The sequence below is a fragment of the Streptomyces sp. DSM 106670 genome, from assembly GCF_055792845.1.
The window spans coordinates 7167223-7186071 of the sequence record NZ_CM147704.1 but is presented as its reverse complement, the minus strand read 5'-3'; the positions used below and the strand labels follow the sequence as shown (position 1 = coordinate 7186071).

Sequence of the window (18849 nt, the reverse complement as noted above, 5' to 3'; positions counted from 1 at the left end):
CGCCCGTCGTCGGCAGAGGCGGCCGCCCTACTTCGAGGGCAGCTCCTTCAGTTGGATGTTGCGGAAGGACACCTGGTCGTCGGCTCCGTGGTTCTGGAGGCCGATGTAGCCGTCCTTCAGGCTGCGGGCCGGGTCGGTGTTGGTGAAGTCGTTGATCTTCGCTCCGTTGAGGAAGACCTGCAGACGTTCACCCTGGACCTTGATCTCGTAGCTGTTCCACTGTCCCGGCGGCCGCAGGACGCGGTCGCGGGCCTTGATGTTGGCGGACTTGAAGGTGTAGACGGCGCCGGTGGTGCGGTCGGCGGCGTCGGTGGCGTCGATCTGGATCTCGTACCCGTTGTTGACCGCCGACCAGGGGTCGTCGGACTCCGGGAAGCCCACGAAGACACCGGAGTTGTCGTCGCCGGCCATCTTCCAGTCGAGCTTGAGCGAGTACGCCTTCAGTTCCTTGGCCTGGTAGGTGAGCAGGCCCATGCCGCCCTCGGAGTGCAGGGCGCCGTCACTGATGGAGAACTTCCCCGGGCCCGCCTGCTTCCATCCCTCCAGCGTCTTGCCGTTGAAGATGGGCCGGTAGTCCTTCATCGGCTTGCAGTCGGCCTTGACCTGGCCGGTGGCATAGCGCAGGCCGCCCAGGACGTGGCTGCGGAAGGCCGGTTCGGCGTAGGACTCCTTGGTGTGGCCGAGGCCGGTGTAGAAGGAGCGGCCGCCCTCGTAGGTCTGGCACCAGGAGATCGGGTGATCGCCCTTCATGTTGCCGCCGGTGTAGGTGGTCTCGTCGAGGGTGGCCAGCACCTTGGCCTTGTCCCGGGGGTTGGTGCGGTAGTTGTACCACTCGTCGGTGCGCTCCCACTCCTCGTCCAGGTGCGCGGTGGCCGGATGGTCGTGGTCCTCGACGCGGACGGTGGCGGGCTGGATCTGCGGGTGGGAGTCGAAGTAGGCGCCGACGAGGCCGCCGTAGAACTCCCAGTCGTACTCGGTGTCGGCGGCCGCGTGGATGCCGACGTAACCGCCGCCGGTGGCCACGTAGTTCTCGAACGCCTTCTGCTGCTCGGCGTTGAGGACGTCACCGGTGGTGGAGAGGAACGCGACGGCGTCGTAGCGGGCCAGGTTGCTGGTGGTGAACTGGGCGGCGGACTCGGTGGAGTCGACCGTGATGTTGGTGTCCTTGCCGATCTCCTTCAGGGCGGCGATGCCGTCCGGGATGGAGTCGTGGCGGAAACCGGCGGTCTTGGAGAAGACCAGGACGCGCTTGGCGGTCTTGTCGACCGGGGTGTTGGACAGCTCGAAGTCGTCGATGTCGTAGAGGGCTCCGTCGCCGCCCTTGAAGACGAGGAAGAGCTCGGTCTGCTTCTTGGGCGCTCCGCGCAGCGGGATGTCGATGTCCTGGAAGGTGTCCCAGCTGCCGGTCACCGGCACCGGGCCGGAGCCGAGGATCTTGCCGGTGGGCGATCCGGTGCGCACTTCGAGGAAGCCGCCGGCGCCGGCCGAGGAGATCCGGGCGGTGAGCTTGGTGGTGTTGCCGAGGACGTAGGTCTTGAAGGAGATCCAGTCGTCGTTGTGGATGTCGCCGACCGTCTTGCCGCCGTGCGCACTGGACTTGCTCGGCGTGGTGACGCCGGAGGAGTCGTCGAAGTGCTCGGCCTGGCGGTGCCTGGGCTGGAGCCGGGAGGTGTCCTTGCCGGTCAGCTTGGCCTGGCCGCCACCGCCGTTGTCGGTGTACGAGGCCGAAATGCCGCCGTAGATGTTGGCGTTGGGGTCGTGTCCGCCTTCCATGGCGGTCTTGATGGTGCCCTCGCAGCCGTGCTCGGTGGTGATGTCGTGGCCGTGGCTGTCATGGCCCAGGGTGAACTTGACCTCGACCTTGGTGCAGTCGATGGTGCCGTCCTCCGGGTCGCTGACGTTCACCTTGAACGGCACGGAGTCACCGAACTCGAAGAGCTGCCCGTCCTCGGGGAGCACCAGCTCCACGGTCGGGGCGGTGTTGCCAACGGTGACGTGGACGCTGGCGGAGCCGGTGCGGCCGGTCGGGTCCTCGGCGGTGAGGGTGGCGGTGTAGGTGCCGTTCTTCTTGTACGTGTACGTGGGGTTGGCGGCGGTGGAGGTGCCGCCGTCACCGAAGTCCCAGGAGTAGGTCAGCGGGTCGTCGTCGCCGTCCGCCGTGCCGGCCGAGGAGAACTTCACCTTCAGCGGCGCGGTGCCCGAGGTCTTGTTCGCCGAGGCCTCGGCGATGGGCGAGCGGCCTCCGGTGGCGTTCTCGATGCGGTAGAGCGCGGAGTTCTCGTCGCCGCCGAACCAGGCGAGGCCGTAGTCGAGGACGTACAGCGCCCCGTCCGGGCCGAAGGCCATGTCCATGACCTGGGTGCCGGACCACGGCACGTCGTTGATGGACTGGACGCCGCCGTCGGCGTCCTGCTCGATGCGCTTGATCCACTGGCGGCCGAACTCACCGGCGAAGAAGTCGCCGTCGTAGGCCTCGGGGAACTTCACCGGGGAGTCGAGGTCCGCGTCGTAGCGGTAGACGGGTCCGCCCATCGGGGACTCGGAGCCGGTGCCGAACTCGGGCACCGAGCCGCCGTCGTACGGAATCCACGCGGCCTCGGCCGGCGGCAGGTCGACGAGTCCGGTGTTGTGCGGCGACTCGTTCTTCGGGGCGGCGCAGTCGAAGGCGGCGCCGGAGGTCTTGGTGGCGAAGTCGTAGTCGATGTACGGCTCGTTGTCACCGACGCAGAAGGGCCAGCCGAAGTTGGCGGCCTTCGTCACCCGGGCGAACTCGACCTTGCCGGCCGGTCCGCGCTTGGGGTCGGCCGCGCCCGCGTCGGGGCCGTAGTCGCCGACGTACACGGTGCCGGTGGCCTGGTCGACGGAGAAGCGGAAGGGGTTGCGGAAACCCATCGCGTAGATCTCGGGGCGGGTCTTGTCCGTGCCCGGCTCGAAGAGATTGCCTTCGGGGACGGTGTACGAGCCGTCGTCGGCGACCTTGATGCGCAGGATCTTGCCGCGCAGGTCGTTGGTGTTGCCCGAGGTGCGCCGGGCGTCGAACGCCGGGTTGCGGTCGGGGCGTTCGTCGATCGGGGTGAAGCCGTCGGAGGCGAAGGGGTTGGTGTCGTCGCCGGTGGAGAGGTAGAGGTTGCCCTCGGCGTCGAAGTCGATGTCACCGCCGACGTGGCAGCAGGTGCCGCGCGAGGTGGCGACGTCCAGGACCTTCTTCTCGCTGGCGGTGTCGAGGGTGCCGTCCTCGTTGAGGACGAAGCGGGAGAGCCGGTTGACGCCCTCGAACTTCGCGAAGTCGGCGGCGGTGCCGGTCTCCGGGGCGTCGCCCGCGGGGGTGTCCAGCGGGGGCGCGTAGAAGAGGTAGATCGCCCGGTTCTCGGCGAAGTCCGGGTCGACGCCGACGCCTTGGAGGCCTTCCTCGTCGTGCGTGTACACGGGGAGGGTGCCGGAGATCCTGGTGTTGCCGGCGCTGTCGGTGATCCGCAGCTCGCCGCTGCGCGAGGTGTGCAGCACGCTGCGGTCGGGGAGGACCGCGAGCGACATGGGCTCGCCGGTCTCCTCCGCGCCCTTGGCCAGGGTGACTTGCTGGAAGTCCTCCGCCACGGGCTCGTCGTGGCCCGGGTGACCCGGGTGGGCGGTGGCGCCGGGAGCGGAGCCGAGGGTCAGGGTCGCGGCGGCGAGCAGGCCGCCGGTGAACAGCGCGAGGGTCTTTCGGACGCGGGTCCGGGCCAGGAGCCGCTTTCGTGTTCTGTGCACGTTGGTCCTCCGGAGAGTGCCGGTTGTACGGGCGGGTGTAGCCGTGCCGTGCCGCGCGGGGACTGCCGCGCGTGCGTCTCCGGGGTCAGGAGCGACCCCGGTGACGCGAGTCATGTCGTGTACACGTGGTGGACGGTAGACCTGTTCGTCCTCGACGGAAAGCCCTTGTGCAACAGGTAAGTCGAACTTCTGCTTCCGTCAGGACAAAGCGAATTCCGGGCAGGGCGAGGCCGCCCCGGGGGCTGGGGCCCGATGCGCGGATCATGCCCCCGGGGCCTGTCGGACCGTGCTACTCGCCGCCGCCGAAGGCCGCGTCGAAGGAGGCCGACGGCGGGTCGAAGTCGAACCGCTTGAGGCTGGCGAGCGCTTCCGGAGCGCCGTGCAGCCGGTCCATGCCGGCGTCCTCCCACTCCACCGAGACGGGGCCCTCGTAGCCGATGGACCGGAGCATCCGGAAGACGTCCTCCCAGGGCACGTCGCCGTGGCCGGCGGAGACGAAGTCCCAGCCGCGCCGGGGGTCGCCCCAGGGCAGGTGCGAGCCGAGGCGGCCGTTGCGTCCGTCGAGGCGCTTGCGGGCCTCCTTGCAGTCCACGTGGTAGATCCGGTCACGGAAGTCGTAGAGGAAGCCGACCGGGTCGAGGTCCTGCCAGACGAAGTGGCTCGGGTCGAAGTTCAGCCCGAACGCGGGCCGGTGGTCCACCGCTTCGAGGGCGCGCTTGGTGGTCCAGTAGTCGTAGGCGATCTCGCTCGGGTGCACCTCGTGGGCGAAGCGCACCCCCTCGGCGTCGAAGACGTCCAGGATCGGGTTCCAGCGCTCGGCGAAGTCCTCGTAGCCCCGCTCGATCATGTGCGGCGGAACGGGCGGGAACATCGCGACCAGGTGCCAGATCGAGGAGCCGGTGAAGCCGATGACCGTGTCGACGCCGAAGGCGGCGGCGGCCCGGGCGGTGTCCGCGATCTCCGCGGCGGCCCGCTGCCGTACGCCCTCGGGCTCGCCGTCGCCCCAGATGCGGGCGGGCACGATGCCCTGGTGGCGTTCGTCGATCGGGTGGTCGCAGACGGCCTGGCCGACCAGGTGGTTGGAGATCGCGAAGCACTTCAGCCCGTACTTGTCGAGCAGTTGGTGCCTGCTGTCCAGGTATCCGGGGTCGGCGAGTGCCTTGTCGACCTCGAAGTGGTCTCCCCAGCAGGCGAGTTCCAGTCCGTCGTAGCCGAAGTCGCGGGCGTGCCGGCAGACCTCCTCCAGCGGGAGGTCGGCCCACTGGCCGGTGAAGAGGGTGAAGGGGCGGGGCATGGGCGGCGACCTCCTAGGCGGGGACCGGAGTGTGGACGGAGTTCTTCGCGGCGCTCTCCTCGACTGCGGCGAGCACCCGCTGCACCTGGAGCCCGTCCGCGAACGAGGGCCGGGGCGCGGCGCCTTCGGCGATCGTGTGGATCACGTCGCGGGCCTGGTGGACGAAGGTGTGCTCGTAGCCGAGGGCGTGGCCCGGAGGCCACCAGGCCTCCAGGTAGGGGTGCTCGGGTTCGGTGACGAGGATGCGCCGGAAGCCCGCGGTGACGGCGGGTTCGGTGTGGTCGTGGAAGGACAGTTCGTTGAGCCGCTCCAGGTCGAAGGCGAGCGAGCCCAGCTCCCCGTTGATCTCCAGGCGCAGGGCGTTCTTGCGCCCCGCCGCCATCCGGGTGGCCTCGAAGGAGGCCAGTGCGCCGGAGGCCAGGCGGCCGGTGAAGATCGCCGCGTCGTCCACGGTGACCTCGCCGCGCTCCACCGTGTCGGCGCTGCCGGAGAGCCCGGCCGAGGCCCCGGAGAGCAGGGGCCTCTCCCGTACGAAGGTCTCGGAGACGGCCGACACCCCGGTGATCAGCTCGCCCGACAGGAACTGGGCGAGGTCGACGATGTGCGCGCCGAGGTCGCCGAGCGCGCCGGACCCGGCGTGTTCGCGCTTGAGCCGCCAGGTGAGCGGGGAGGCGGGGTCCACCAGCCAGTCCTGGAGGTAGGTGGCCCGCACATGGCGCAGCGGGCCGAGCCGGCCGTCCGCGATGAGCCGGCGGGCGTAGGAGATCGCGGGCACCTTGCGGTAGTTGAAGCCCACGATGGCCATCTGGCCGCGTGCGGCGGCCGCTTCGGCGGCGCGGACCATCGCCTCCGCCTCGTCGACGTTGTTGGCGAGCGGCTTCTCGCACAGCACGTGCTTGCCCGCCTCCAGGGCGGCGATGGCGATCTCCGCGTGGCTGTCGCCCGGGGTGCAGATGTCGATCAGCTGGACGTCGTCCCGGGCGATCAGGGCCCGCCAGTCGGTCTCCGCCGCGGCCCAGCCGTGCCGGGCGGCGGCGGCTTCGACCGCCGCCCGGTCGCGTCCGCAGATCGCGGCGAGAGCGGGCCGCAGGGGCAGGTCGAAGACGTGTCCGGCGGTGCGCCACCCCTGGGAGTGGGCGGCGCCCATGAACGCGTATCCGACCATGCCGACCCCGAGCGTTCCCGGCGCCTGCCGCGGCGGGGTCGCTGGGGCTTGCGTTTCCGTCTCTTGACTACGGGCCATGCGGACTTCCTCCTCGTCGGTGTGCGGTAACGGGCCGGGGGATGCGCTCTCCGCATCCCCCGGAGTCCCGGTCAGTTGAAGCCCGTCGGCAGGTACTGGTCGATGTTGTCCTTCGTCACGACCGCGGAGTACAGGGTCAGGGAGGTGGGGATCTCCATCTCGGAGAGGCCGCTGACGCCCTTGCCCTGGCCGAGCGCCCGCGCCAGGTCGATCGCGGACGCGGCCATCGTCGGCGGGTAGAGGACGGTCGCCTTGATGACCGAGTCGTCGGCCTTGATGGCGTCCATCGCGGACTTGGCGCCGGCGCCGCCGACCATGATGAACTCGTCGCGGCCCGCCTGCTCGATGGCGCGCAGCGCTCCCACGCCCTGGTCGTCGTCGTGGTTCCACAGGGCGTCGAACTGCTTCTGCGCCTGGAGGAGCTGGGCCATCTTGGCCTGCCCCGACTCGACGGTGAAGTCGGCCGCCTGACGGGCCACCAGCTTGATGTTGGAGTAGTTCTTGAGGGCGTCGGCGAAGCCCTGGCTGCGCTGCTTGGTCAGCTCCAGGTTGTCGATCCCGGCGAGTTCGACGACCTTGGCGTTCGGCTTGTCCTTGAGCTGCTCGCCGATGTAGTGCCCGGCGTTGAGGCCCATGCCGTAGTTGTCGCCGCCGACCCAGCAGCGGTAGGCCTGCGGGGAGGCGAAGATGCGGTCCAGGTTGACGACCGGGATGCCCGCCCGCATCGCTTCCAGGCCGACCTGGGTGAGCGCCTTGCCGTCGGCGGGGAGGACGACGAGGACGTCGACCTTCTTGTTGATGAGGGTCTTGACCTGGCCGATCTGGGCGGCGGTGTCGTTGGAGCCCTCGGTGATCTCCAGGGTGACGTCGGAGTACGTCTCCGCCCGGGACTTGGCGTTCACGTTGATCGCGTTGAGCCAGCCGTGGTCGGCCTGCGGTCCGGCGAAGCCGATGGTGACCGCCTTGCCCGGCTTGTCGTCGGCGGGAGCGCTGTTGCCGGCGGGCTCCGTCTTCTTGGGCTCGTTGCTGGTACAGGCGGTGAGGAGCGCGCCCGCGGAGACGGCGGCGGTTCCGAACAGCAGCCCTCTGCGGCTGGTTTCTGGCATGACGGTCTGACCCTTCATCCGGTGGGTGCTACGAGGTGCGGGTGCGGGGGGGTGCGTTGTGGGGCGCTCGGGTGCGGTTGCGCGCGGTCAGGTCTCCCTGCCGCGCATGGTGCGGCGCTGGACCAGAACGGCGGCGACGATGATGGCGCCCTTGGCGATCTGCTGGACGTCGCTCTGGAGGTTGTTGAGCGCGAAGATGTTGGTGATCGTGGTGAAGATCAGGACGCCGAGTACGGAGCCGACGATGGTGCCGCGGCCGCCGCTGAGCAGTGTCCCGCCGATGATCGCGGCGGCGATGGCGTCGAGCTCGTACAGGTTGCCGTTGGTGTTCTGGCCGGAGCCGGCCAGCACGATCAGCATGAAGGCGGCGATGCCGCAGCACAGCCCGGATAGCAGGTAGAGGTACAGGCGCTGACGGCGGACGTCGATGCCGGCGAGCCGGGCGGCCTCCGCGTTGCCGCCGACGGCGACCGTGCGGCGGCCGAAGGTGGTCCGGTTGAGGATCAGCCAGCCGACGACGGTGACCACCGCGAACATGATGACCAGCGGCGGGATCCCGAGGATGTAGGAGTCGGGCAGGCCGAGGTCGAGGACCGAGTCGACGGTGACGATCTGGGTCTTGCCGTCGGTGATCTGGAGGGCGAGTCCGCGGGCCGAGGCGAGCATGGCCAGCGTCGCGATGAACGGGACCATTCCCCCGTACGCGATGAGGACGCCGTTCACGAGTCCGGCGGCGAGGCCGACGATCACCGCGGTGAACGCGATGCCCGCGAAGCCGTACTCCTGGGTGGCCAGGGTGGTCGCCCACACCGAGGCGAGGGCGACCATCGCTCCGACGGAGAGGTCGATGCCGCCGCTGATGATGACGAAGGTCATGCCGACGGTGACGACACCGATGACGGAGGCCTGGGTCAGGATCAGCTGGAGGTTGCCGGTGTCCAGGAAGGCGTCCGGTTCGGTGATGCCGCCGACCAGGATCAGGGCGGCGAGGACGCCGAGCAGGGACAGGATCCGGACGTCGAGCCGCAGTCCGAGGGCCGGCCTGCCGCCGCCCGGCTTCGCGGGCGGTGCGTCGGAGGGGCCGGTGGGAGCCCCCTTGTCCGGCCCGTTGTGCTGCGCCGACGGGGCGGGCTGTGTCATGGCGTCGGGCTCCCTTCCATCACGAGGTCGAGTACGCGGTGCTCGTCGAGCTCCTGGGCGGGGGCCGTGTGGACCACTTCGCCCTCGCGGAGGACCAGCACCCGGTCGGCGAGGCCCAGGACTTCGGGCACTTCGCTGGAGACGAGCAGTACGGCGAGGCCTTCGTCGGCCAGCCGGCGGATCACGGCGTAGAGCTCGGCGCGCGCGCCGACGTCGACGCCACGGGTGGGTTCGTCCAGCAGCAGGACCCGGCAGCCGCGCAGCAGCCAGCGGGCGAGGACGGCTTTCTGCTGGTTGCCGCCGGAGAGGGTGCGGACGGCGGCGTCCGGGTTGTCGGGCCGCATCTGCAGTTCGCGGGTGGCGCTCCGTGCGGCCTTCCGCTCGCCGCCCCGGTCGATCCAGCCGATCCGGGCGAAGCGGGAGAGGGAGGAGACGGAGACGTTACGGGTGACCGACTCGGTCATCAGCAGGGCCTGGGCCTTGCGTTCCTCGGGGGCGAGGCCGATGCCCGCGGCGACGGCGGCGCGGACGCTGCCGGGCCGGAGCTGCTGGCCCGCCACGGTGACGGTTCCGGTGCTCGCCTTGCGGGCGCCGTAGATCGTCTCCAGGATCTCCGAGCGGCCCGAGCCGACGAGTCCGGCCAGGCCGACGATCTCGCCGGGCCGCAGTTCGAGGTCGACGGGTGCGAACTCGCCCTTGCGGGACAGGCCTTGGACCCGGAGCACGGGTTCGGCGGTGGCGGAGGCCGGCTCTTCGGGGCGCGGCGGGAAGACATAGGCGACGTCGCGGCCGGTCATCATGGCAACGATGTCGCGGGTGGGGGTGTCGGCCGCGGGCAGTCCGACGGCGACGGTCCGGCCGTCCTTGATGACGGTGACCCGGTCGCCGATGCGGCGGATCTCCTCAAGACGGTGCGAGATGTAGACGACCGCCACCCCGTCGGCGGTGAGGCCGTCGACGATCCGGAAGAGGTTGTCGACCTCGTCGGGGTCGAGGGCGGCGGAGGGTTCGTCCATCACGATGAGCCGGACGTCGTGGGAGAGCGCCCGTGCCATGGAGACGATCTGCTGCTGGGCGGCGGAGAGGTCGCCGACGTGCCGGGCCGGGTCGATCTCGGGATGACCGAGGCGGGCCAGCAGCGCTTTCGCCGCCGAACGGCCTTCTCCCGTACGGACGATGAAGCCCGCGCTGGTCGGCTCGTGGCCGAGGAAGACGTTCTCGGCGACCGACAGGCCCTCCACCAGGTCGAGTTCCTGGTAGATGGTGGCGATGCCCAGGCGCATGGCGGCGATCGGCGACTTGAGCTGGACGGTTTCGCCGCGCCAGGTGATCTCGCCGTCGTTGGGCTGGTGGGCTCCGGCGAGCACCTTGATGAGGGTGGACTTGCCCGCACCGTTCTGGCCGAGGAGGCAGTGGACCTCGCCGGCCTGGACTTCCAGGTCGACGCCGTCCAGGGCGCGCACGCCCGGGAAGAGCTTGGTGATGCCTGACATGGTGAGCAGGGGTGGTTCTGGTGCCATGACGAATCCCCTCGGCGAATGGGGTCTCCCCTGCTCGGGCGGTGCCGAGGGGCCGGGGAGGGCCGGTGAGCGGACAGGGCGCAGGGCTGGAGGTGCCGTGGAGCCGGCGGCACCGCGAACGGCTGCTGACAAGGAGGTGGTTCGGTGGTGCGTGGTGCGTACGGCTGCTGACGGGGTGGTTCCGTGGTGCGTCGTACGGCCTGGGGTCAGGCCGGTGAGAAGAGGTGGTCGCTGATGAGCCGGGCCGCGCCGATCACTCCGGCGATGGGCCCCAACTCGCCCAGCACGATGGGGAGGTTGCCGGTGGCCAGGGGCAGGGACTGCTTGTAGACCTGGGTGCGGACACTGGCGAGGAGGTTGTGACCGAGGCCGGTGACCCCGCCGCCGATCACCACCAGACCGGGATTGAAGAAGCTGACCAGGCTCGCGATGACCTGGCCGAGTCGGTTGCCGCCCTCACGGATGAGGTCGAGGGCGGCGGCGTCGCCGGCAGCGGCGGCGGCCGCCACATCGGCGGCGGTGAGGCGGCCCGCCGTCTCCAGCCGGGCGGCGAGCTCGGGCGAGCGGCCCTCCCGGGCCGCGTCCTCCGCGTCGCGGGCGAGCGCGGCGCCGCTGAAGTGGGCTTCCAGGCAGCCCTTGTTGCCGCAGGCGCAGGGCCGGCCGTCCGGGTCCACCTGGATGTGCCCGATGTCGCCGGCGCTGCCGGTCGTACCGCGGTAGACCTCGCCGCCGACGACGATGCCGCAGCCGATACCCGTACCGATCTTGACGCAGAGGAAGTCGCCCACGGAGCGGGCCACGCCCGCGTGCTGCTCCCCCATGGCCATGAGGTTCACGTCGTTGTCGACCATGACGGGGCAGCCCAGCTCCTGGCTGAGCGCCTCGCGGACCGGGAAGCCGTCCCAGCCGGGCATGATCGGCGGCGCGACCGGCACGCCCTCGGGGAAGCGGACGGGGCCGGGAACCCCGATGCCCGCGCCGTCGAAGCCCTCGGCGAGCCCGGAGGCCCGCAGTTTGGCGGCCAGCGACAGGACCTGCTCGAAGACGGCGACGGGGCCTTCGCGCACGTCCATCGGGTGGTTGAGGTGTCCCAGTACCTCCAACTCCGCGTTGGTGACGGCCACATCTATCGAGGTGGCGCCGATGTCGACCCCGAGGAAACGCAGTTCGGGAGCGAGCCGGATGTTGTGCGAGCGGCGCCCGCCGCGCGATGCGGCGAGTCCGTCGGCCACCACCAGGCCGGTCTCCAGCAGCCGGTCCACCTCGACGGCGAGCTTCGAGCGGGAGAGATCGACCTGATCACCCAGTTGCGCACGGGAGTTGGGGCCCCCGTCGCGCAGCAGTCGGAGCAGCCGCGCCTGATGCGCGTTCGCGGGTCGTGCCGTCATACGTCTCACGCGTCCCTCCCCGCCACATCGGCCAGTCCGTCGGGCTTTCGAGGGGAACGTAGCAGCGCTTTCCCGGAGTGGGAAGAAGTTGCGCAGGAATCGGCCCCAACTTTTTCCACACTCAGGACAAAGGTCGGCGGGGAGGGGTCACGGAGATCGACGGGGGGAGGTCGCGGAGGTCGGCGGGGAGGGGTCACGGAGATCCGCGGAGCCGGTCAGGGGCAGCGGATGACCTGGCCCGCGTACGAGAGGTTCCCGCCGAATCCGAAGAGCAGGACGGGCGCTCCGGAGGCGACCTCACCGCGCTCGACCAGCTTGGACAGGGCCATCGGGATGGAGGCGGCCGAGGTGTTTCCGGAGTCCACGACGTCCCGGGCGATGACGGCGTTGACCGCGCCGATCTTGCGGGCGACCGGCTCGATGATCCGCAGATTGGCCTGGTGCAGGACGACCGCGCCCAGGTCCTCCGGGGCGATGCCCGCCTTCTCGCAGACCTGCCGGGCGATCGGGGGGAGCTGGGTGGTGGCCCAGCGGTAGACGGACTGGCCCTCCTGCGCGAAGCGCGGCGGCGTCCCCTCGATCCGGACCGCGTTGCCCATCTCCGGCACCGAGCCCCACAGCACCGGTCCGATGCCGGGCCCGCCCGGGGCGTCGTCGGCGGCCGGGTCGGCGGTGACGACCGCGGCGCCCGCGCCGTCACCGAGCAGGACGCAGGTGGAGCGGTCGGTCCAGTCCGCGATGTCGGCCATCTTGTCGGCGCCGATGACCAGCGCCCGGGTGGCCGCACCGGCCCGGATCGCGTGGTCGGCGGTGGCCAGCGCGTGTGTGAAGCCGGAGCAGACCACATTGATGTCCATCACGGCGGGCGAACCCATGCCGAGCCGGGCCGCGACCCGCGCCGACATGCTCGGGGACCGGTCGATCGCGGTGGAGGTGGCGACGAGCACCAGATCGATGTCCGAGGCCTGCAGACCGGCCGTGGCCAGCGCCTTGGCTCCCGCGTGCGCGGCCATCTCGTCCACCGGCTCGTCGGGGCCACCCACATGGCGGGTCTTGATGCCGACCCGGCTGGTGATCCACTCGTCGCTCGTGTCGACCATGGCCGCCAGGTCGTCGTTGGTGAGCACCTTGGCGGGCTGGTAGTGGCCGAGCGCCACGACACGTGAGCCGGTCATACGGGTTCCCATCGTCAGGTAGGGCAGGAAACATCCAGTCTTGGTCGCTACCGCCGGGTACGGGGGCACGTGATCCCACAGATATCCGGCCCACACGTTGGAGCATTGACAACAGCCTGGTCAGCGTGCTGAACCGGCGGCTGCGACACGCCGGTGCGAGTGCCGGACAATGACGGAGTCAGGTTTCGGCTTCCGACCACGGACACGGAAGCCGCCGCACACGGACAGAATCGGGTTCACATCCATGGGACGGGTCACCGAACGCCGACGCACCCTCCGTATCCGGGACGGTGCCGTCTCCTCCCGCGCGGACACCCTGGTGGCGGAGGAACCACTGGAGATCCGGCTGAACGGCCGGCCGCTGGCCATCACCATGCGGACGCCGGGCGACGACTTCGCGCTGGCGGCGGGCTTCCTGGTCAGCGAGGGGGTGATCGCCGAAGGGGACGAGGTCCAGTCGATCGTCTACTGCGCCGGGGCCACGGCGGACGGCGTGAACACCTACAACGTGGTGGACGTGAAGCTCGCGCCCGGGGTCCGGGTCCCCGACATCACGCTGGAGCGGAACGTCTACACCACCTCCTCGTGCGGCCTGTGCGGCAAGGCCAGCCTGGACGCGGTACGCACGACGACCCGGCACCCGGTGGCCGAAGCTCCCCCGGTGCGGGTCACTCCGGAACTGCTGTCCACCCTCCCGGACCGGTTGCGGGCCGAGCAGCAGGTGTTCGACCGGACGGGCGGTCTGCACGCCGCCGCGCTGTTCTCCGAGGAGGGTGAGCTGCTGGACATCCGCGAGGACGTCGGCCGGCACAACGCGGTCGACAAGCTGGTGGGCCGCGCGCTCACGGACCATCGGCTGCCCCTGTCGCGGGCCGTGCTGCTGGTGTCGGGGCGGGCCTCGTTCGAGCTGGCGCAGAAGGCCGTGATGGCGGGGATCCCGGTGCTCGCGGCGGTCTCGGCCCCGTCCTCGCTGGCCGTGGACCTGGCGGCGGAGAGCGGACTGACGCTGGTCGGCTTCCTGCGCGGCCCGTCGATGAACGTGTACGCCGGTGAGCACCGGATCGCGCTGGAGGCGGCGGTGCCCCGGGGGTGAGGCCGGGGGCGGCCGGGAGCTAGCGGGGCATCGTGGCCGGTGCGGCGTCGGTGGCATTCGGCGCTTCCGGCGCTTCCGGCATCGAGCCCTCGGCGTGATCGGAGCCCCTGGACCGCTCGGAAACGGCCGGGTCCTGCTGCTGTTCCGGGTCGCGGGAGCGGCGTTTGGCGATCACCGCGCAGACCATCAGCTGCATCTGGTGGAAGAGCATCAGCGGCAGCACGGCCAGGCTCGCGTGCGCCCCGAAGATGACGCTAGCCATCGGCAGCCCGGCCGCCAGGCTCTTCTTCGAACCGGCGAACTGGATGGCGATCCGGTCCGCCCGGTCGAACCCCAGCCGCCGTGCCCCGTACCAGCTCAGGGCGAGCATCAGCGCCAGCAGGACCACCTCGGCGGCGAGCAGCCCGCCGAGCCGGGCCGGGGTGACCTGGTGCCAGACCCCGGCGACCATTCCCTGGCTGAACGCGGTGTAGACGACGAGGAGGATCGACCCCCGGTCGACCAGTCCGAGCACCTTCCTGTGCCGGGTGAGGAAGCCGCCGACCCAGCGGCGCAGCAGCTGTCCGGCGAGGAACGGGACGAGCAGCTGGAGCACGATCCGCAGCAGCGAGTCGGCCGAGAAGCCGCCCCCGGTCGAGCCGAGGAGCAGGGCGGCGAGCAGTGGGGTCACGAAGATCCCGGCGAGGCTGGAGAAGGACCCGGCGCAGATCGCGGCGGGCACATTGCCCCGGGCGATCGAGGTGAAGGCGATGGACGACTGGATCGTCGAGGGGACCAGGCACAGGAAGAGGAAGCCCGCCTGGATCTCGGGCGTCAGGACGTACGGCACCAGGCCGTGGCTCGCCAGCCCCAGCAGCGGGAAGGCGACGAAGGTGCAGACCAGAACGGTGAGGTGGAGGCGCCAGTGCTTGAGCCCGTCGAGCGCCTCGGCCGTGGAGAGCCGCGCCCCGTAGAGGAAGAACAACAGGGCGACCGCGCCGGTGGAGGCCCCGCCCGCCACATCGGCGGCGGTACCCCGGGCGGGCAGCAGCGCCGCGAGGGCCACGGTCGCGGCCAGCGCCAGGATGTAGGCGTCGACCGGCAGCCAGGACGGCGGTCGTGGAAAGCGGCGGGTCATGTGCTCGGGCGCTCCGGCGGTAGGCGTTCGGTTCCGGCGTCCATCCTGCTCCCGTACTGGGCCATCGGGAATCCGGTATTCCACTCTGACTGTCATCACGGAACCCGATAACGTGCCCTCATGGACGCCACGTACGACCCCGCCCAGCTGCGTACGTTCCTCGCCGTGGCCCAGACGCTCAGCTTCACCCAGGCCGCGCGCCGGCTCGGGGTCCGCCAGTCCACGGTCAGCCAGCATGTGCGGCGGCTGGAGGAGGCGACCGGGCGGCAGCTGTTCGCCCGGGACACCCATCGCGTCGATCTCACCGAGGACGGCGAGGCGATGCTCGGCTTCGCGGGGACGATCCTGTCGGCGCACGAGCGGGCCGCGGCGTTCTTCGCGGGCACCCGGCTGCGCGGCCGGCTGCGGTTCGGGGCCTCCGAGGACTTCGTGCTGACCCGGCTCCCCGAGATCCTGGAGTCCTTCCGCCGCGACCATCCGGAGGTCGAGCTCCAGCTCACCGTGGAGCTGTCCGGGACGCTGCACCGGCAGCTCGAAGCGGGCCGGCTGGATCTGGTGCTGGCCAAGCGGCGTACCGGTGACACCCACGGCGAACTGATGTGGCAGGACGCGCTGGACTGGATCGGCGCCCCACAGCTGCGCGTCGATCCGGAGCGCCCCGTGCCGCTGGTCGTCTTCCCGCCGCCGGCCATCACCCGGGCCCGGGCCCTGGAGGTGCTGGAGGAGCACGGGCGGGCCTGGCGGATCGCCTGTACGAGTACGAGTCTGAGCGGTCTGGTCGCGGCGGCGCGGGCGGGCCTGGGGGTGATGGCGCACTCGCGCGGAATGGTCCCGCCGGGCCTGGTGCCGGTTCCGGCCAGGACGGGGCTGCCGGAGCTCGGCACCGTCGACTTCGTCCTGCTGCACGGGAGCCGCCGGGGCGCGTCCCAGGAGGCGGCCGACGCGCTGGCCTCCGCGATCCTGGCGGGCGGCGACCGGCTGCACCGCGGGGCGGGCGGCTAGCGGCGACACCACGCTCTCCGCCTCCGGCGCGGGCCGGCCGTGGCAACGGCGGGCGGATTCGGTGGAGATTCCGGCGCGAGCCGCTTACCCCTCCGTCAGAACTGGACCGGGCGGACGCCCGAGCCTTGCCCATCTGGCCGGATTTCGACGGTTGACCTGTGCGGACGACTCGGTGTGCGGAGGCTCCGGGCCCCTCCCGCCGGGCCCCGCCTTGGGGTAGCGTCGCGGCGCTGTGCGGAGCGCCATTAGGAGCATGTCATTGCGCGATTTCACTGTCCCACCCATGGCGGCGGCGCCTCAAGTCGGCGGTCTGGCCGATGTGGTCTTCGACTACGCGGAGGACGATCCGCACCGCGTCGCGCTCGGCCGCAAGGACGCCGGGGGCCAGTGGCGTGATGTGACCTCCGGGGAGTTCCGCGATTCCGTGCTGGCCCTGGCCAAAGGGCTGATCGCGCACGGGGTGCGGTTCGGCGACCGGGTCGCGCTGATGTCCCGTACGCGCTACGAGTGGACGCTCTTCGACTTCGCGCTCTGGACCGTCGGGGCCCAGTCGGTGCCGATCTACCCGACCTCCTCCGCCGAGCAGGTCCTGTGGATGCTGCACGACGCCGAGGTGGTGGCGGTGATGGTCGAGCACGAGGACCACGCGATGACCGTCGGTTCGGTGATCGACCAGCTGCCTCATCTGAAGCGGCTGTGGCAGTTGGACGCCGGAGCGGTGGACGAGCTGGTCGGGGCGGGCGCGGGCATCGACGACGAGGTGGTGCAGCGGCACCGGCGCGCGGTGACGCCCGATTCCGTGGCGACCGTCATCTACACCTCGGGGACGACGGGCCGCCCCAAGGGGTGCGTGATCACGCACGCGAGCTTCATGTTCGAGAGCGACACGATGGTCACGCGCTGGGAGCCGGTGTTCCATTCCAGGCCCGGCGACGAGGCGGCCACGCTTCTCTTCCTGCCGCTGGCCCATGTCTTCGGGCGGATGGTGGAGATCGCCGCGGTCCGCGGCAGGGTCAAGCTCGGCCATCAGCCGGAGCTGTCGGCGAACGCGCTGATGCCGGACCTGATGACGTTCCGGCCGACGTTCATCCTGGCGGTGCCGTACATCTTCGAGAAGGTGTTCAACGGGGCCCGGCGCAAGGCCGAGGCGGAGGGCCGGTCCGGGCCGTTCGACAAGGCCGTCGACATCGCGGTGAAGTACGCGGAGGCCCTGGAGCAGAAGGCGTTCGGGGACGGTCCCGGCCCTTCGGCCGGGCTGCGGATGCAGCACCAGTTCTTCGACAAGGTCGTCTACAAGAAGGTCCGGGACGCGATGGGCGGCCGGGTGCGGCACGCGATGTCGGGCGGTTCGGGCATGGACCGTCGGCTCGGGCTGTTCTTCGCGGGCGCCGGGGTGACGGTCTTCGAGGGGTACGGGCTCACGGAGTCGACCGCCGCGGCGACGGCGAACCCGCCCGAGCGGACCCGGTACGGCACGGTCGGCCAGCCCATCCCCGGCACCTCGGTGCACATCGCGGACGACGGCGAGGTGTGGGTGCACGGGCCGAACGTGTTCTCCGGCTATCTGGGCAACCCGGCGGCCACCCGGGCGGTGCTGCAGGACGGCTGGCTGGCGACCGGGGACCTCGGTGCGCTGGACGAGGACGGCTATCTGACGATCACCGGGCGGAAGAAGGAGATCCTGGTGACGTCCGGCGGCAAGAGCGTCTCGCCGGCCGGCCTGGAGGAACGCGTACGGGCGCATCCGCTGGTGGCGCAGTGCATCGTCGTCGGCAACGACCGCCCGTACATCGCGGCGCTGGTCACCGTCGACCAGGAGTCCGTGGAGCACTGGCTGTCGATGCAGGGCCGCACCCCGCTGGGCCCGGCCGACCTGGTGCGCGACCCGGATCTGGAGATGGAGGTCCGGCGGGCGGTGGTGGCCGCCAACACGGCGGTGTCGCAGGCCGAGTCGATCCGTACGTTCCGGATCCTGGCCCATCCGTTCACCGAGGAGCTGGGGCTGCTGACGCCCTCGCTGAAGCTGAAGCGCAAGGCGATCGAGACGGCGTACGCGGTCGAGGTCGACGCGCTCTACCACTGACCGGCGGCCACGGGAATGCCTGGACCCGCCCGGTCGTTGTCGTGGGGAGTCACCAACCGACGACGTTAGGATCGATCGCTCGTGAGCCAGGTCCCCTCCATCACCCTCAACAACGGCCTCGACATGCCGCAGCTCGGTTTCGGCGTCTGGCAGGTGCCGGACGACGAGGCGGAGAAGGCGGTCGCCACGGCCATCGAGACCGGGTACCGGAGCATCGACACCGCCGCGATCTACGCGAACGAGACGGGCACCGGCAAGGCCATCGCCGCCTCCGGCGTCGCCCGCGACGAGCTCTTCGTCACCACGAAGCTGTGGAACAGCGAGCAGGGCCACGACAGCACGCTGCGCGCCTTCGACGCCTCGCTGGACAAGCTCGGCCTGGACTACGTCGACCTGTATCTGATCCACTGGCCGGTCCCGGCGAAGGACGCCTACACCGACACGTACAAGGCGTTCGAGAAGATCCTCGCCGACGGCCGCGCGAAGGCCATCGGCGTGTCGAACTTCTACCCCGAGCACCTGAAGCGGCTGCTCGCCGAGACCTCCGTGGTCCCGGCCGTCAACCAGATCGAGCTGCACCCGCAGTTCCAGCAGGCCGAGTCCCGCGCCTTCCACGCCAACCACGGCATCGCCACCGAGGCGTGGTCGCCGCTGGGCCAGGGCAAGGGCCTGCTGGAGGTGCCGACGGTCGTCGCCATCGCCCAGAAGCACGGCCGCACCCCCGCCCAGGCGGTGCTGCGCTGGCACCTGCAGACCGGCAACATCGTGATCCCGAAGTCCGTGACCCCGTCGCGGATCAAGGAGAACCTCGATGTGTTCGGCTTCGAGCTGGACGCCGACGACCTCGCCGCCTTCGCGGCCCTGGACGAGGGCAGGCGGCTCGGCCCCGACCCGGCGGAGTTCAAGGTCGGCGCCTGAGCCGACGGCCGGCGTCGATCGGG

At 70.7% G+C, this 18849-nt stretch carries 13 protein-coding genes; 4 read left to right on the top strand and 9 right to left on the bottom strand.

What is annotated here, in order from left to right; genetic code table 11:
* Positions 1–27: 27 nt before the first annotated feature.
* From ACSMXR_RS31805 to ACSMXR_RS31770, 8 genes are all read right to left on the bottom strand, one after another.
* On the bottom strand, positions 28–3747 hold the full coding sequence (locus ACSMXR_RS31805) for a ThuA domain-containing protein (RefSeq protein WP_473170449.1): 3720 nt from the start codon (positions 3745–3747) through the stop codon (positions 28–30).
* 289 nt (positions 3748–4036) lie between these two features.
* Positions 4037–5041 carry a sugar phosphate isomerase/epimerase family protein gene (locus tag ACSMXR_RS31800; protein ID WP_030076081.1) on the bottom strand — a complete coding sequence of 335 codons (1005 nt, stop codon included), beginning with the start codon at positions 5039–5041 and terminating at the stop codon, positions 4037–4039.
* A 13-nt stretch (positions 5042–5054) separates the two neighbouring features.
* On the bottom strand, positions 5055–6284 hold the full coding sequence (locus tag ACSMXR_RS31795; protein ID WP_376186098.1) for a Gfo/Idh/MocA family protein: 1230 nt from the start codon (positions 6282–6284) through the stop codon (positions 5055–5057).
* 71 nt (positions 6285–6355) lie between these two features.
* The gene (locus ACSMXR_RS31790) at positions 6356–7390 is read right to left on the bottom strand and encodes a substrate-binding domain-containing protein (protein ID WP_137228885.1); all 1035 of its coding nucleotides are present in this window, start codon (positions 7388–7390) and stop codon (positions 6356–6358) included.
* 87 nt (positions 7391–7477) lie between these two features.
* On the bottom strand, positions 7478–8530 hold the full coding sequence (locus tag ACSMXR_RS31785) for an ABC transporter permease (RefSeq protein ID WP_137228887.1): 1053 nt from the start codon (positions 8528–8530) through the stop codon (positions 7478–7480).
* Entirely contained in the window at positions 8527–10050 is a 1524-nt protein-coding gene (locus ACSMXR_RS31780; protein WP_381847319.1) for a sugar ABC transporter ATP-binding protein, read from the bottom strand. Before ACSMXR_RS31780 ends, ACSMXR_RS31785 begins: the two co-directional genes overlap by 4 nt.
* Before the next feature lie 206 nt (positions 10051–10256).
* Entirely contained in the window at positions 10257–11438 is a 1182-nt protein-coding gene (locus ACSMXR_RS31775) for an ROK family transcriptional regulator (protein WP_473170448.1), read from the bottom strand.
* Between the two features lie 215 nt (positions 11439–11653).
* Entirely contained in the window at positions 11654–12613 is a 960-nt protein-coding gene (locus tag ACSMXR_RS31770; protein ID WP_137228889.1) for a beta-ketoacyl-ACP synthase III, read from the bottom strand.
* 244 nt (positions 12614–12857) lie between these two features.
* Between ACSMXR_RS31770 and fdhD the strand changes: the two genes are divergently transcribed.
* Positions 12858–13706: a formate dehydrogenase accessory sulfurtransferase FdhD gene (fdhD, locus tag ACSMXR_RS31765; protein WP_473170447.1), complete on the top strand. Its 849-nt coding sequence runs from the start codon at positions 12858–12860 to the stop codon at positions 13704–13706.
* A gap of 19 nt (positions 13707–13725) precedes the next feature.
* Here the strand turns inward: fdhD and ACSMXR_RS31760 are convergent, their stop codons facing one another.
* Positions 13726–14823 carry a bile acid:sodium symporter family protein gene (locus ACSMXR_RS31760; protein ID WP_473170446.1) on the bottom strand — a complete coding sequence of 366 codons (1098 nt, stop codon included), beginning with the start codon at positions 14821–14823 and terminating at the stop codon, positions 13726–13728.
* Between the two features lie 120 nt (positions 14824–14943).
* On the opposite strand from ACSMXR_RS31760, the gene ACSMXR_RS31755 reads away from it, so the two are divergent.
* From ACSMXR_RS31755 to ACSMXR_RS31745, 3 genes are all read left to right on the top strand, one after another.
* Positions 14944–15825, top strand: a complete 882-nt coding sequence (locus ACSMXR_RS31755; RefSeq protein ID WP_376186106.1) for a LysR substrate-binding domain-containing protein — start codon at positions 14944–14946, stop codon at positions 15823–15825.
* Between the two features lie 283 nt (positions 15826–16108).
* Complete coding sequence (locus tag ACSMXR_RS31750) at positions 16109–17908, top strand: AMP-dependent synthetase/ligase (RefSeq protein WP_381793267.1); 1800 nt, start codon at positions 16109–16111, stop codon at positions 17906–17908.
* An 81-nt stretch (positions 17909–17989) separates the two neighbouring features.
* Entirely contained in the window at positions 17990–18826 is an 837-nt protein-coding gene (locus tag ACSMXR_RS31745; protein ID WP_473170445.1) for an aldo/keto reductase, read from the top strand.
* Positions 18827–18849: the final 23 nt, after the last annotated feature.

Coding starts and splice junctions, on each gene's coding strand:
- ACSMXR_RS31800 (WP_030076081.1), bottom strand. CDS start 5,041: ATGCCCCGCCCCTTCACCCTCTTCACCGGCCAGTGGGCCGACCTCCCG.
- ACSMXR_RS31795 (WP_376186098.1), bottom strand. CDS start 6,284: ATGGCCCGTAGTCAAGAGACGGAAACGCAAGCCCCAGCGACCCCGCCG.
- ACSMXR_RS31790 (WP_137228885.1), bottom strand. CDS start 7,390: ATGCCAGAAACCAGCCGCAGAGGGCTGCTGTTCGGAACCGCCGCCGTC.
- ACSMXR_RS31785 (WP_137228887.1), bottom strand. CDS start 8,530: ATGACACAGCCCGCCCCGTCGGCGCAGCACAACGGGCCGGACAAGGGG.
- ACSMXR_RS31780 (WP_381847319.1), bottom strand. CDS start 10,050: ATGGCACCAGAACCACCCCTGCTCACCATGTCAGGCATCACCAAGCTC.
- ACSMXR_RS31775 (WP_473170448.1), bottom strand. CDS start 11,438: ATGACGGCACGACCCGCGAACGCGCATCAGGCGCGGCTGCTCCGACTG.
- ACSMXR_RS31770 (WP_137228889.1), bottom strand. CDS start 12,613: ATGACCGGCTCACGTGTCGTGGCGCTCGGCCACTACCAGCCCGCCAAG.
- fdhD (WP_473170447.1), top strand. CDS start 12,858: ATGGGACGGGTCACCGAACGCCGACGCACCCTCCGTATCCGGGACGGT.
- ACSMXR_RS31760 (WP_473170446.1), bottom strand. CDS start 14,823: ATGACCCGCCGCTTTCCACGACCGCCGTCCTGGCTGCCGGTCGACGCC.
- ACSMXR_RS31755 (WP_376186106.1), top strand. CDS start 14,944: ATGGACGCCACGTACGACCCCGCCCAGCTGCGTACGTTCCTCGCCGTG.
- ACSMXR_RS31750 (WP_381793267.1), top strand. CDS start 16,109: ATGGCGGCGGCGCCTCAAGTCGGCGGTCTGGCCGATGTGGTCTTCGAC.